Genomic DNA, 12,165 nt, shown 5'->3' with positions numbered 1-12,165 from the left:
TGATGGTTGCGGACATAGTCATGACCTGGGTGGCGGGCTGGGCCTTGTCCCGGCGGACGCCTCCGCCTGTCAAGAAGCCCTGGGGGCTCTACATCGAGGTGGCCGGCAACCCCGACGAAGTGGGACGCCATGTCCTGCCCGAGGCCGAGGAGTCGTTGGTTCGCAGCGCCGCATCCTCGGTGTCCGTGCCGCGGACTTGGATGAAGATGCCCGCGGAGCCCGAGGAGATCGAGTCCTGGCTGCCTCAGGGGTGGGTGATGGAGGAGGCCGGCCATCTGATGGCCGTTGACCTGATGGCCACGGACCCGGTCGCGCCTGCGGGGTACACCGCGACCGTGGAGACCATGGGAGCCGTCACCTACGCTCGGGTGCTGGATGCGGCGGGCGAGCTGGCGTCCCAGGGGCAGATGGCATCCCTCGGGGAAGCTGTGGTCGTGGACCGGATGGTGACCGAGGCGGCCCATCAGCGTCGCGGGCTGGGCAACTTCGTGATGCGCACGCTTGCCGACCGCGCCCTGGAGACGGGCGCGGTCCTCGGCGTTCTGGGCGCGACCGACGCCGGGCGCGCGCTGTACGAGACGCTGGGCTGGAAAAAGCACACGACGCTGGCGGAGTGCAGCTACCGGCCCTGAAGCAGGAGCATGGCCGTACGTGGGGGTGGCCGAATCCGCAGACGCCACCAGCCCCCGGACAGTCGCCTCTCCGGGCTTCACCCCACTGCGGTCAGATCGTCGGCAATGGCTCACTCCACCGCGGAAGAAGGCCGCGGCGGGGTCGCCGACGTGTCAAAGGGCCTCGGGTGCCTTGCTCCTGGGGCCGCCCGCGTCACCCGTGTTGAGCGTGCCGGCCGGTTCGAAGAGAAGGATGGCGGTCTCCTCCTCGGCCACCGGGCAGTGTTCGACGCCTCGGGGAACGACTATCAGCTCGCCGGGGCCGAGGACCACATCACCGTCCCTGAGCTGGATGGTGAGCCGGCCACTGATCACCATGAGCAGTTCGTCGGTGTCTTCGTGCGTGTGCCAGACGAACTCCCCGTGCAGCTTGGCGAGTTTGACCTCGTAGTCGTTCAGGTCGGCGATCTTCTTCTGCGACCACAGGTCGCTGAACTGCGAGAGCTTGTCGGTGAGATGAACGGGAGCGGGAGAGTGGGTCATGCCTTGAGACTGCCGTGCCCGTGCTCCGGCGGTCTTGTACGTTCCTGGCATGACAGGAGGAGGCCCGCCCCGTAAGACGATCAGCGCCTGGCGGCCGCCCGTCCCGGGCATCGCCGAGGTCTTCCACGCGCACTTCACCGAGCACGCGTACCCGTCGCACACCCATGACACCTGGGCCCTGATGATCCTCAATGACGGGGCGGTCGACTTCGCCTGTGACCGCCACCGTCATGGCGTGACCGGCTCCGACACGGTCGTCCTGCTGCCTCCCGGTGTAGCCCATGACGGCAGGACGGTCACCGCGGCGGGCTTCCGCAAGCGTGTGCTCTACCTCGACGCGGCCATGCTCCCCGAGGGCCTGACCGGCCGCGCGGTGGACGGCCCGGTCTTCGGCGATGCGCTGCTGCGCCATCGCATCCACCAGCTGCATACGTCCCTCGGCCACGCGGGCGACGTGCACGCGGGCGACGCCTTCGAAGCCGCATCGCGGCTGGCCTTCATCCGGGAGCGGCTGCACTTCCACCTGGACGCGCTCCAGCCGCCGCGTACGCCTGGCCGCGAGGCGAACCGCCTGGCCGCCGCCTTACGGGAGCTGCTGGATGCCCGTCTGCCGACCGGCCTGTCCCTGCAGGAGGCCGCCGCCGTCCTGCACGCACACCCCACCCATCTGATCCGCTGTTTCCGGCAGACCTACGGCCTGCCGCCGCACACCTACCTGACCGGCAAGCGCATCGAGCGGGCCCGCGGGCTGCTGCTCGACGGCAGGCGTCCGGCGGAGGTCGCGACCGCCCTGGGATTCCATGATCAGTCCCATCTGAACCGGCACTTCACCCGCCATGTGGGCACGACACCGGCGCGCTATGCGGCCGGGTGGGAGAGCCGGCCCGAAACATGACAGTCCCGCTGTCTGCACCGTGGCCGTATCGCGTGACCACCCCTCACGCCCGTCCACCGGTCACATTTCCCTGTCCGGCTCCGTCACCTCTCATGACGAACGCAACGCAACTGAAGTGACGGGAGAACCGGTGACGTCTTTGCTGCACCTGGATTCCAGCGCCCATCGTTCCGGCGAATCGGTCAGCAGGCAGCTGACCGCGTTGTTCGCCCGCACCTGGCGGGCTGTGCACGGCCCGGCCGGATATCGGTACCGGGACCTGGCTGCCGACCCGGTTCCGCCGCTGGACACCGCCTACTGCTCGCTCGGCCGACGAGTGGAGCGACACGGCCTCGTCTCGCCGGCAGGAGTGGACACGCTGATCAAGACTCCGGCCGAGAAACACGCGTGGGCGCTGACCAGCCCGCTGATCGCCGAACTGAGGGAGGCCGACACCCTGCTGATCGGTGCCCCGATGTACAACTACTCGGTACCTGCCTCGCTCAAGGCGTGGATTGACCGGGTGGGCTTCCCCGGGGCGTTCACTGACCCGGACACCGGGGACAGCCTGCTGCAGGGGACGAAGGTGGTGGTGATCAGTACGCGGGGCGGTGCCTACGGACCGGGAACTCCCCGGGAGGCATGGGATTTTCAGACCCCGTACCTGCGGGCGTACTTCGGCAAGCAAGGGGTGGCACAGGAGGACATACGTTTCGTCAGCGCTGAGATGACCATGGCCGGCCTCGTTCCGCACCTGGCACGCTTCCGGTCGTCAGCGGCGAGCTCGCTGGCCGCGGCGCGAGCCGAGGTCACCGCGCTGGCATCGACCCGGCCGGAGACCGAGGCGACCCCGTAGGCGGCGAGGGCCACACCACCGCTTCAGGCGATCATCGCCAGTTCCGGGTCTTCCCGGAGTTTGGCCAGGGCGCGGGAGACGGCGCTCTTGACCGTGCCGACCGAGACCTCCATGACCTCGGCGGTCTGGGCCTCGCTCAGGTCCTCGTAGTACCTGAGGACGACCATGGCCCGCTGGCGGGCGGGCAGTCGCATCACCGCGCGCCACATCGCGTCGCGCAGGCCCTGGAGCTCGGCCGGGTCGGGGGCGGGCAGCGGGTCCGGCTCCGGCATCTCGTCGACGGCGAATTCCTCGACCTTGCGCTTGCGCCACTGGGAGGTGCGGGTGTTGATCAGCGCGCGGCGGACGTAGCCGTCCAGGGCGCGGTGGTCCTCTATCCGGTCCCAGGCCACGAAGGTCTTGGTCAGGGCGGTCTGGAGGAGGTCTTCGGCGTCGTTCGGGTTGGTGGACAGCGACCGCGCGGTGCGCAGCAGGACCGGCCCCCGGGCCCGTACATAGGACGAGAACGTCGGGAACACAGCGGCGGTCGAAGCGCTGGTGCACACTGGCGTGGTCATGTGGACCACGCTAGAAGCGACGGCGGGTCGGGCGGATCGCCCCCAGGTGCCGAAGCGGCATCCCTCTCAAGTTGTAGGGGTGGAGCCGGCTCTACCTACTCTGGGGGGACGGGGGCCGGAGGTCCCCTAGGGTCCGGGGTCGTGGCGCGCGCCGCCCGTTCAGCGGTCCGCGCCCAGAATCAGCCCCGACGTCGGGACTCCGGTTCCGGCCGTGACCAGGACATGGGCGGGGCTGCCGGCCTGGTTGACGGAGGTGCCGCGGAGCTGGCGGACGGCCTCGGCGATGCCGTTCATGCCGTGCAGATAGGCCTCGCCGAGCTGGCCGCCGTGGGTGTTCAGGGGGAGGGTGTCCGCGGCGACGAAGTCCGAGGCCTCACCGGGGGCGCAGAAGCCGAACTCCTCCAGCTGCATCAGCACGAAGGGGGTGAAGTGGTCGTAGAGGATCGCGACGTCGATGTCGGCGGGGGTCAGGGCGGCGGTGCGCCAGAGCTGGCGGGCGACCACGTTCATCTCGGGGAGGCCGGTCAGGTCGTCGCGGTAGAAGCTGGTCATCTGCTCCTGGGCGCGGCCCGCGCCCTGCGCCGCGGCCGTGATCAGCGCCGGCGGGTGGGGCAGCGCGCGGGCCCGCTCGGGCGAGGTCACCACGATCGCCTGGGCGCCGTCCGTCTCCTGGCAGCAGTCCAGCAGCCGCAGCGGCTCCACGATCCAGCGGGAGGCGGCGTGGTCGGCGAGGGTGATGGGCTTGCGGTAGAAGTACGCGGCCGGGTTACGGGCGGCGTGACGGCGGTCGGTGACCGCGACCGGGCCGAAGGCGTCCGGGGTCAGCCCGTAGGTGTGGAGGTAGCGCTGGGCGGCCATGGCGACCCAGGAGGCGGGGGTGAGCAGGCCGAAGGGGAGGTTCCAGCCGAGCGCCGCGCCCTCCGCGGTGGGCTCGCGCTGCTGTACGCCGGAGCCGAAGCGGCGGCCCGAGCGCTCGTTGAACGCGCGGTAGCAGACGACGACTTCGGCGAGGCCGGTGGCGACCGCCAGGGCCGCCTGCTGAACGGTGGCACAGGCCGCGCCGCCCCCGTAGTGGACCCGGGAGAAGAAGGACAGCTCACCGATACCCGCCGCCTGCGCGACGGTGATCTCGGGGTTGGTGTCCATGGTGAAGGTGACCAGGCCGTCGACGTCCGCGGGGGTCAGGCCGGCGTCGTCGAGGGCCGCGCGTACGGCTTCGACGGCGAGCTTCAGTTCGCTGCGGCCGGAGTCCTTGGAGAACTCGGTCGCGCCGATCCCGGCGATGGCGGCCCGGCCGCCGAGGGAGTCGGGGCGGTGGACGCTCATGCCGTGCCCTCCGGGAGGCTGACGGTCACCGTGCCGGTGACGTGGTGGCCGATGCCGTTCGCGCCGACGATCCGCACCACCGCCGTACCGTCCGTCACCTCGGTGATGGTGCCGCTCAACACCATGGTGTCTCCGGGGTAGTTGGGGGCGCCGAGGCGGATGGCGACCTTGCGCAGGGTGCAGCGCGGCCCGAAGTGGTCGGTGATGTAGCGGCCGACGAGTCCGTTGGTGGTCAGGATGTTCATGAAGATCTCCGGGGAGCCCTTCTCCCGGGCCGCCTCGGGGTCGTGATGCACGTCCTGGTAGTCGCGGGAGGCGATCGCCCCGGCGACGATCAGGGTGCGGGTGAGGGGGATGGTGAGCGTCGGCAGTTCGTCACCGGCCTTCATCCGGCCTCCTCCCGGTCTCCTTCTCCTTTGGGTCTGCTTCTCCTATGGGTCGTCTTCTCGCCCAGGGCTCTTTCCGGTCTGCTTCTTCTTCGGGTCGTCTTCTCGCTCGGGGCTCTTTCCGGTCTTCCACGCCCCTAGGTGGTGACATCAGCAAGTCCCCCAATTCGTCCAGGATTTCCGCCCCGGGACCCAGGTACCCGGCCAGCTGTCTCCCCCACAGGAAATGCCGGTGGACGGGGTGGTCGACGTCGGCGCCGATGCCGCCGTGCAGATGCTGACCGGTGTGCACCACGCGGGTACCTGCCTCGGCCGCCCACCAGGCGGCGGTCAGCGCATGCGGCCCGGCGTCCAGGCCCGCGTCCCTGCGCCAGGCCGCCTCGTAGGCGGTGACGCGGATGGCCTCGGTGTCCATGCAGGCGTCGGCGGCGCGGAGCTGCACCCCCTGGTTCGTGGCGAGCGGGCGGCCGAACTGCTCGCGGGTGGTGGTGTGGGACACCGCCCGGGCCAGGGAGCCGGCGCAGACCCCCGCCTGGAGGCCGGCGAAGGCGGTGCGGGCCAGGGCGAGGACGTCGGCGTAGGGGGTGGGGTCGGGGGTGGCATCAGGGTCGGCCTCCGGGTCGGCCCCGGCATGAGGGGTGGCCTCCGGGTCGGCCCCGGCATGAGGGGTGGCCTCCGGGTCGGCCCCGGCATGAGGGGTGGCATCGGGGTCGGCCCCGGCGTGGGTGCCGGCGAGAGTGGCCTGCGGCCGGTGAACGGCGCCTCGCCGTGGGGAGACGGCTCGCCCGTTCAGGCTTTCGGCGGGCGCGTCGTCCAGAACGAGCCGGCCCGCCGACCACGGGGCGGTGGTCTCGACCGGGTCCCGCCGTACCCCGGCGTCGTCGGTGCGTACGAGCCACAGCGTCCGCGCCGTCCCGTCCGGCACCAGTACATGGGTGGCCTCGCGCAGCCACGGCACCACGGGGACGGTGCCGGTCAGCCGCCCCGTACCGTCCTCCGTACGCTCGGCCCGTACACCGCCGCGCCGCGCCGGAAACGCCCCGGTGGCGATCGCGTCGCCGTCCCGCAGCGCGGGCAGCAGCCGCGCCCGCTGTTCCGGGCCACCGTGCGCGCCGATCGCCAGCAGCCCGTACACACAGGTCGCCGCGAACGGCACCTGCGCCGTCGTACGCCCCTGCTCCTCCAGCATCAGCACGAGCCCGAGCAGGCCGGTCTCCTCCACCGCGCCCGGCAGACCGGCCGCGCACAGGGCCTTCCACAGCGCGGCGTCCGTGCCACCGCCACAGACGGCAAGGCGCTCCGGCGTGGACAGGTCACCGAATATCCGCGCCGCCAGCTCGCGGGCCGCCGCCTGCTCCGGCGTGGGAGTGAAGTCCATGTCACCCCTCACCGCCCTCTTCCGCGCGGAAGACCGGAAGCTCCAACTCCTCGTCGACGCGCAGGAACACGAGCCGTACCGGCATCCCGATCCGCACCTTGTCGGCGGGGACGCCCACGACATTGCTGACGATCCGCACCCCCTCCGCGAGCTCGATCAGCCCGACCGCGTAGGGGCCGGGCGCTTCCCCTAAGTGCTCGGGCGCCGCAAAGGCCGGGAAAGACGGGTGATGCATCACGACGTAGGAGAAGACCGTCCCGGCGCCGTTCGCCTCGACGGTGTCCCACTCCGCCGACCCGCAGCCATTGCACCCCGGCAACCAGGGGAAACGCAGCGTCCGGCACTCCGCGCAGCGCTGGATCAGCAGCCGGTGCCCGGCAACGCCTTCCCAGAAGCCGGCGTTGTCACGGTTGACGACGGGGCGGGGCCGCCGGGCTCGGGGCTGCTGCGCTGCTTGCGGCTTCTGGTCGGCAACATCCGACTGCTGAGGTGCCTGTGTCCGCGTCCGCCCGGCCGTCTTGGGGTCCCGCACCTCCGGGGCGTACTTGAGGACCCGGAAGCGATGGGTGCCGGCCGGCTCGCCGTTCGCGCGGATGTCCATCCGCGTGGTGATGAAGTGCCCGGTTCCCAGCTTCGTGGTCTTGCGCTCCGACACCGACTCGATCACCGCGTCGAAGGTGACCCGGTCACCGGGGCGCAGCGGCCGCAGATACTCCTGCTCGCAGTCGGTGGCGACGATGGAGGTGTACCCGGCGCCGTCCAGCAGCGCGGACAGTTCGCCGTACGCCCCCGAGCGGTCGGTGTGGCCGGAGAGGCCACCCATCGTCCAGACCTGCAGCATGGCCGGCGGAGCGATGGCGTCCGGCCCCCGGTAGGCGGGGTTGGCGTCGCCCACGGCCTCGCACCAGTGCCGGATCATCGGCTCGTTGACCAGGTCCTTTCCCACGCCGGCGGTCCCGGTCGGCCGGCCCTCGTAGGCCTTGAGCTGCTCGTGGGTGAGCTGCACCTGGCTCATCACCGCCCTCTCCGCTTTCCCAGCCGCATCCCCAGCCGCATGGACGCGACGATCTCCCGCTGGACTTCGCTCACGCCGCCCCCGAAGGTGTTGATCTGCGCCGCGCGGTTCATCCGCTCCAGCTCGCCGTCCCCGAAGGCACCCGGCGAACCGGCCCGCACCAGGGCGGCGTCGCCCACCACCTCCTGGCACATCCGGTAGACCTCGACGGCGCTCTCCGTCCCGGCGAACTTGACGCCGGCGGCGTCGCCGGGCCCGAGCGTCCCGGCGCCCACGTCGCCGACCAACCGCCAGTTCAGCAGCCGGGTGGCGGCCAGCCGGGCGTGCGCCTCGGCGAGCCGGGACCGCACCCATGGACGGTCGGCGGGCCGCTCACCGGTCACCGCATCCGGCGTACGGGCATGAGCCAGCGCCGCCTCGAAGGCGTCCTCGGCCTGCATACCGATCGCCGCCAATGCCACGCGCTCATGGTTGAGCTGGTGCGTGATCAGTCGCCAGCCGGCGTTCTCCTCCCCTACGAGGTTCCCCGCCGGGACGCGGATGTCGTCGTAGTGGGTGGCAGTGGTCGTCAGCCCGCCGACCGTCTCGATCGGCGTCCAGGAGAAACCGGGGGCGTCGGTGGGCACGAGGATGATCGAGATGCCCTGGTGCCGGGGGGCGTCGGGGTCGGTGCGGCAGGCGAGCCAGATCCAGTCGGCACGGTGGGCGTTGCTGGTGAAGCTCTTGGCGCCGTTGATCAGCCAGTGGTCGTCGCCATCGCCCGTCGCTCTTGCCGTCCCTCTCGCCGTGTCTCTGGTCGCGCCGCCCGTCGCCCCGCCCGTCGCCCCTCCTGCCGCCCTTCCTGCCGCCCCTCCCGTCACGACTCTGGTCGCGCGGGTGCGGAGCGCGGCGAGGTCAGTGCCGGCCTCGGGTTCCGTATAGCCGATCGCGAAAACGAGCTCACCACTGAGGATGCGCGGCAGGAAGTAGTCCTTCTGGCGCCGGGTGCCGTATTTCATCAGGGTCGGGCCGACGGTGTTGAGGGTGACCATCGAGACGGGGGCGCCCGCGCGATACGCCTCGTCGAAGAAGACGAACTGCTCGTCGGCGCCGCGGCCCTGCCCGCCGTACTCGGTCGGCCACCCCAGTCCCAGCATGCCGTCGGCGCCGATCCGGCGGAGCACCGCCCGCTGCTGGACGGGGTCCTCGACCGGCCCGTCCGGCAGCACCTCGCGGAAGTACGAACGGAGTTCGGTGCGCAGCTGCTCCTGGCGCGCGGTGGGGGCGAGGTGCACGTCGGCGGCTCCCCTTCTGGTGGCCGTACGTCCGGTGCACAGGGCCCCGGCGGACGAACGCAGGGTCCCGGCGCACGAACGAGCGAGCGGGTTTCTGACTGTCCGTCAGAAACCCGCTCGCTGTCAAGGTCGGCGCAGTGAACCCCGGAGAAGCCCCATTCTCTCCGTGCCGCCCCTGACGTATCACCCCTCGGTCAGCCGCCGCCTCCCCTTACGGCGGGCCAGGTCACCAGAGGTTGGTGAAGTTGACGGTGGCGTTGGTCTGGTCGATACGCGTGGGGCCGGAGCCGTTCACGCTCGCGGTGTTGTTCTGATTGGAGGCGCCGGCGCCATTGGCGACCTGCTGACCGGTGGTGGCGTTACCGGAGTTGCTGCCCCCGACACCGGTTCCCGTCTGACTCGTCGCCGCCGAGCTCGACCCACCCGTCGCGAAGCCGCCGTTGTCGGCCTGCGCCACGCCCGTGAAGAGTGCGGCCGCGAAAGGCAGTGCGGCAGCAACGGCGATGACGCGGGCGGTGCGGGTACGTGCCATGTCTCTTCCTCCTACGGAACACGACTACTGGATCACTCGGGCCGCTGGGATCGCTTGGATCGGTCGGGTTACCTGGATCGTTCGGACCACTCGGATCGCTTGAGTCGCTTGAGTCGCTTGGGCTGCTTGTGGATCGTCTGGCTGCTTGGATCGTTTGTACTGCTCGGGCTGCTCGGGCTGCTCGGGCTGCTCGGGCTGCTCGGCCTGCTCCCGCCGCTCGGGCTGCTCGGGCTGCTTCCACTGCTCCGGGCTGCTCCGGCTGCTTGGATCGATGGAACTCCGCTTGTTCACCGGACAGTTGGCCAACTGCCACGACGTTCGCTTCGACGTCGCGCACTCAGGCTTGCCCATCAATCCCCGGCGAACCCGCCACGAAGAGCCGATTCCCCCGCAAGCATGAGGAAGCCCGGGTAAACCCCGGCCGGCGCACGAACCTCCCCGTCGGCGGCCCGTCGGCGCCACAGCACCCCCACCACGTCCCGCCCGCCACGCGTCCGCACGCCCTACACGCCCGGCCACCACAACCGGCGCGCGAACCGGTTCACGCACGCCCCCCTTCCCATCGTCGAACATTCGTACGAAAATAGATCCATGGCCTTGCACCGCCGCCATGGACGCCCCACCGGCACACCGACCGGCACACCGACCGGAACACCAGCCGGCAGACCGACCGCCCCGCCGGCCACCGGAACACCGGTCTGCACACCGAACACCGGCAGACCGGCCGGCCCGCCGAACGCCGACGCACCGGCCCGCACACCAAAGGCCGGCCAACCCGTAGGCCCACCGGACACCGGGACGTCGGCCGGCCCACCGACGGAGGTCCGATCCGAGCCGCTGAGCGAGGACCGGCCCGACGCACCGCCGGAGGACCGTCCCGAGCCGCCTCCCCTCGCCCTCCACCCCACCGGCGGCGCCGGGCGCACCGGACTCACCAGGCCCCATGACCCCACGGGGCCCGCGGATGCGCACGCCACAGACGCGCACGCCGCGGCCCTCGCCCACGCCCTCCTTGCCGCCGAACGCGGCTATCCCGTCTTCCCACTGACCCGCAACAAACTTCCGGCCCTCCGGTCCCCGCACCGCGGGCACCCCGAGGTCCCGACCTGCCGCGGCGAGTGCGGCCGGCTCGGGCACGGCGTACACGACGCGAGTACGGACCCGCTCACCATCCGCCGCATGTTCGCCGCCGCCCCTTGGGCCACCGGTTACGGCCTCGCCTGCGGACGGCCCCCGCACCACCTCATCGGCATCGACCTCGACACCAAGCACGGCGCCGACGGCCTGACCGCCCTCCGCTTCCTCGCCGAACAGCACGGCTTCCCGATCCCGCCCACGATCACGGTCCTCACCCCCAGCGGCGGCCGCCACCTCTGGCTCACCGGCCCGCCGTCCCCCGTCATTGCGAATTCGGCCGGCCGGCTCGCGCCCGGCATCGACGTCCGCGGCGCAGGCGGCTATCTCGTGGGCCCCGGCTCACTCACCGTCCGCGGGCACTACACCCTGGCGCCGGACGCACCCCGGCGTCCCGCCCCCGTACCGAACACCCTGCTCGCGCTCCTCACGGCCCCGCCCCCGTCCGCCCGCCGCGAGCCCCCGCCCGGCGTCCCGCCCCAGTCCGCAGCGGCGCTCGTACGCTTCGTCCGTACCTCCCCGGCCGGCCAGCGCAATGCCCGCCTCTTCTGGGCCGCCTGCCGCGCCGACGAGTCCGGCCTCGGCCAGGAACTCGCCGCCCGGCTGACGGAGGCCGCCCGCCACACCGGCCTGTCAGCACAGGAGGCACGCGCCACGATCGCCTCAGCAGCCCGCCACCGGCAGGGGGGCGGCAAGCGCGGGAGCCCGTAGGGGAAGAAGCGGGGCCCGGGAACCCGTAGGGGAGCTGGGGCGCAGGAACCCGTAGGGGAAGGAGCGCGGCCCGGCCCCGTAGAGGAAGGCGGCGGAGGGGCCATAGGAACAGAGCAGGGACGGGCCGGGGACGGGGTAGGGACGGGGTGGGGACGGGATCAGGGACAGGGACAGGGACAGCAGAAGGACGGCACGAGCGGTCAGCTCTGACGCGCCGCCTCGATCAAGAACCGGGTCGTATGCGCCACAAACGCACCCTCCGTCCGGATCACCTCATCCAACTCCCGCAAGCGCTCCCGGTATTGCGTCACGGTGAACCCGGGAACCATCCACACCACCTTGCGCAAGAAGTAGATGACCGCCCCGATGTCGAAGAACTCGGTCCGCAGCGACTCCGCACGCAGATCGACCACCTCCAGGCCGGCCGCCTCCGCCGCCCGGCGCGCATCCTCGGGGTGACGTGCCCGCCGCACGTGCTCCGGCTGCGGCCCCAGAAAGTACTCGACCAGCTCGAACACGCTCGCCGGTCCGACCTGCTGGGAGAAGTACGTGCCCCCGGGCCGCAGCACCCGGGCGACCTCCTCCCACCACACGGTCACCGGATGACGACTCGTCACCAGGTCGAACGCCGCATCGCCGAACGGCAGCGGCGGCTCATCCGCGTCGGCCACCACGACCGCGCCGAGCGGATGCAGCAGCTCCGTGGCCTTGGCGACATTCGGCGGCCAGGACTCTGTCGCCACCATCACCGGCGGTAGCTTCGCTGCCCCGGCGAGCACTTCACCGCCACCCGTCTGGATGTCCAGCGCCGCCGACGCCCGCGCCAACCGCTCACTCATCGCCCGCTGATAGCCCCACGAGGGCCGCTCTTCCGTAGCCCGCCCCGCCAGCCACGAGAAGTCCCACCCCTCGACCGACACGGCATCGGCCTCGGCCACCAACTCCTCAAAAGATCGCGTCATCCCCCC

General features: G+C 71.4%; 13 protein-coding genes. 4 read left to right on the top strand and 9 right to left on the bottom strand.

Annotated elements, in window-relative coordinates; genetic code table 11:
- Positions 1-2 precede the first annotated feature (2 nt).
- Entirely contained in the window at positions 3-632 is a 630-nt protein-coding gene (locus CFW40_RS18490; protein ID WP_088798944.1) for a GNAT family N-acetyltransferase, read from the top strand.
- A gap of 153 nt (positions 633-785) precedes the next feature.
- Here the strand turns inward: CFW40_RS18490 and CFW40_RS18485 are convergent, their stop codons facing one another.
- The gene (locus tag CFW40_RS18485) at positions 786-1,154 is read right to left on the bottom strand and encodes a cupin domain-containing protein (RefSeq protein ID WP_088798943.1); all 369 of its coding nucleotides are present in this window, start codon (positions 1,152-1,154) and stop codon (positions 786-788) included.
- Between the two features lie 49 nt (positions 1,155-1,203).
- Here CFW40_RS18485 and CFW40_RS18480 point away from each other — a divergent pair, with 49 nt between their 5' ends.
- The gene (locus tag CFW40_RS18480) at positions 1,204-2,049 is read left to right on the top strand and encodes an AraC family transcriptional regulator (RefSeq protein WP_088798942.1); all 846 of its coding nucleotides are present in this window, start codon (positions 1,204-1,206) and stop codon (positions 2,047-2,049) included.
- A 130-nt stretch (positions 2,050-2,179) separates the two neighbouring features.
- Positions 2,180-2,884 carry an FMN-dependent NADH-azoreductase gene (locus tag CFW40_RS18475; RefSeq protein ID WP_088798941.1) on the top strand — a complete coding sequence of 235 codons (705 nt, stop codon included), beginning with the start codon at positions 2,180-2,182 and terminating at the stop codon, positions 2,882-2,884.
- A 23-nt stretch (positions 2,885-2,907) separates the two neighbouring features.
- Here CFW40_RS18475 and CFW40_RS18470 read toward each other — a convergent pair whose 3' ends face one another.
- From CFW40_RS18470 to CFW40_RS18440, 7 genes are all read right to left on the bottom strand, one after another.
- Positions 2,908-3,441, bottom strand: a complete 534-nt coding sequence (locus tag CFW40_RS18470; RefSeq protein ID WP_088798940.1) for a SigE family RNA polymerase sigma factor — start codon at positions 3,439-3,441, stop codon at positions 2,908-2,910.
- Positions 3,442-3,600: 159 nt separating this feature from the next.
- Positions 3,601-4,767 (bottom strand): lipid-transfer protein, encoded by a 1,167-nt coding sequence (locus CFW40_RS18465; protein WP_088798939.1) that lies wholly within the window; start codon positions 4,765-4,767, stop codon positions 3,601-3,603.
- Positions 4,764-5,156: a MaoC family dehydratase gene (locus CFW40_RS18460; RefSeq protein ID WP_088798938.1), complete on the bottom strand. Its 393-nt coding sequence runs from the start codon at positions 5,154-5,156 to the stop codon at positions 4,764-4,766. Before CFW40_RS18460 ends, CFW40_RS18465 begins: the two co-directional genes overlap by 4 nt.
- Positions 5,143-6,531, bottom strand: a complete 1,389-nt coding sequence (locus tag CFW40_RS18455; RefSeq protein ID WP_088798937.1) for an acyl-CoA dehydrogenase family protein — start codon at positions 6,529-6,531, stop codon at positions 5,143-5,145. Before CFW40_RS18455 ends, CFW40_RS18460 begins: the two co-directional genes overlap by 14 nt.
- Position 6,532: 1 nt before the next feature.
- A complete protein-coding gene (locus CFW40_RS18450; RefSeq protein WP_088798936.1) occupies positions 6,533-7,546 on the bottom strand; it encodes a bifunctional MaoC family dehydratase N-terminal/OB-fold nucleic acid binding domain-containing protein in 1,014 nt (337 codons plus the stop codon).
- Positions 7,546-8,820 carry an acyl-CoA dehydrogenase family protein gene (locus CFW40_RS18445; protein ID WP_088798935.1) on the bottom strand — a complete coding sequence of 425 codons (1,275 nt, stop codon included), beginning with the start codon at positions 8,818-8,820 and terminating at the stop codon, positions 7,546-7,548. Before CFW40_RS18445 ends, CFW40_RS18450 begins: the two co-directional genes overlap by 1 nt.
- A gap of 226 nt (positions 8,821-9,046) precedes the next feature.
- Positions 9,047-9,352 carry a hypothetical protein gene (locus CFW40_RS18440; protein WP_088798934.1) on the bottom strand — a complete coding sequence of 102 codons (306 nt, stop codon included), beginning with the start codon at positions 9,350-9,352 and terminating at the stop codon, positions 9,047-9,049.
- Between the two features lie 837 nt (positions 9,353-10,189).
- On the opposite strand from CFW40_RS18440, the gene CFW40_RS18430 reads away from it, so the two are divergent.
- Positions 10,190-11,197, top strand: coding sequence for a bifunctional DNA primase/polymerase (locus CFW40_RS18430; RefSeq protein WP_088802204.1), 1,008 nt, complete (start codon positions 10,190-10,192; stop codon positions 11,195-11,197).
- A 200-nt stretch (positions 11,198-11,397) separates the two neighbouring features.
- On the opposite strand, the gene CFW40_RS18425 is transcribed toward CFW40_RS18430, so the two are convergent.
- Positions 11,398-12,159, bottom strand: coding sequence for a class I SAM-dependent methyltransferase (locus tag CFW40_RS18425; protein WP_088802203.1), 762 nt, complete (start codon positions 12,157-12,159; stop codon positions 11,398-11,400).
- Between the last annotated feature and the right edge of the window lie 6 nt (positions 12,160-12,165).

The sequence above is a fragment of the Streptomyces sp. 2114.4 genome (assembly GCF_900187385.1).
Lineage (GTDB): Bacteria > Actinomycetota > Actinomycetes > Streptomycetales > Streptomycetaceae > Streptomyces > Streptomyces mooreae.
Note: the sequence above shows the minus strand (reverse complement) of the source record. Positions and strands in the feature narration are given on the sequence as shown.

Excerpts from the sequence above, each read along its gene's own strand:
- CFW40_RS18485 (WP_088798943.1), bottom strand. The coding sequence starts at position 1,154 with ATGACCCACTCTCCCGCTCCCGTTCATCTCACCGACAAGCTCTCGCAG.
- CFW40_RS18480 (WP_088798942.1), top strand. The coding sequence starts at position 1,204 with ATGACAGGAGGAGGCCCGCCCCGTAAGACGATCAGCGCCTGGCGGCCG.
- CFW40_RS18450 (WP_088798936.1), bottom strand. The coding sequence starts at position 7,546 with ATGAGCCAGGTGCAGCTCACCCACGAGCAGCTCAAGGCCTACGAGGGC.
- CFW40_RS18490 (WP_088798944.1), top strand. The coding sequence starts at position 3 with ATGGTTGCGGACATAGTCATGACCTGGGTGGCGGGCTGGGCCTTGTCC.
- CFW40_RS18440 (WP_088798934.1), bottom strand. The coding sequence starts at position 9,352 with ATGGCACGTACCCGCACCGCCCGCGTCATCGCCGTTGCTGCCGCACTG.
- CFW40_RS18455 (WP_088798937.1), bottom strand. The coding sequence starts at position 6,531 with ATGGACTTCACTCCCACGCCGGAGCAGGCGGCGGCCCGCGAGCTGGCG.
- CFW40_RS18470 (WP_088798940.1), bottom strand. The coding sequence starts at position 3,441 with ATGACCACGCCAGTGTGCACCAGCGCTTCGACCGCCGCTGTGTTCCCG.
- CFW40_RS18465 (WP_088798939.1), bottom strand. The coding sequence starts at position 4,767 with ATGAGCGTCCACCGCCCCGACTCCCTCGGCGGCCGGGCCGCCATCGCC.
- CFW40_RS18460 (WP_088798938.1), bottom strand. The coding sequence starts at position 5,156 with ATGAAGGCCGGTGACGAACTGCCGACGCTCACCATCCCCCTCACCCGC.
- CFW40_RS18425 (WP_088802203.1), bottom strand. The coding sequence starts at position 12,159 with ATGACGCGATCTTTTGAGGAGTTGGTGGCCGAGGCCGATGCCGTGTCG.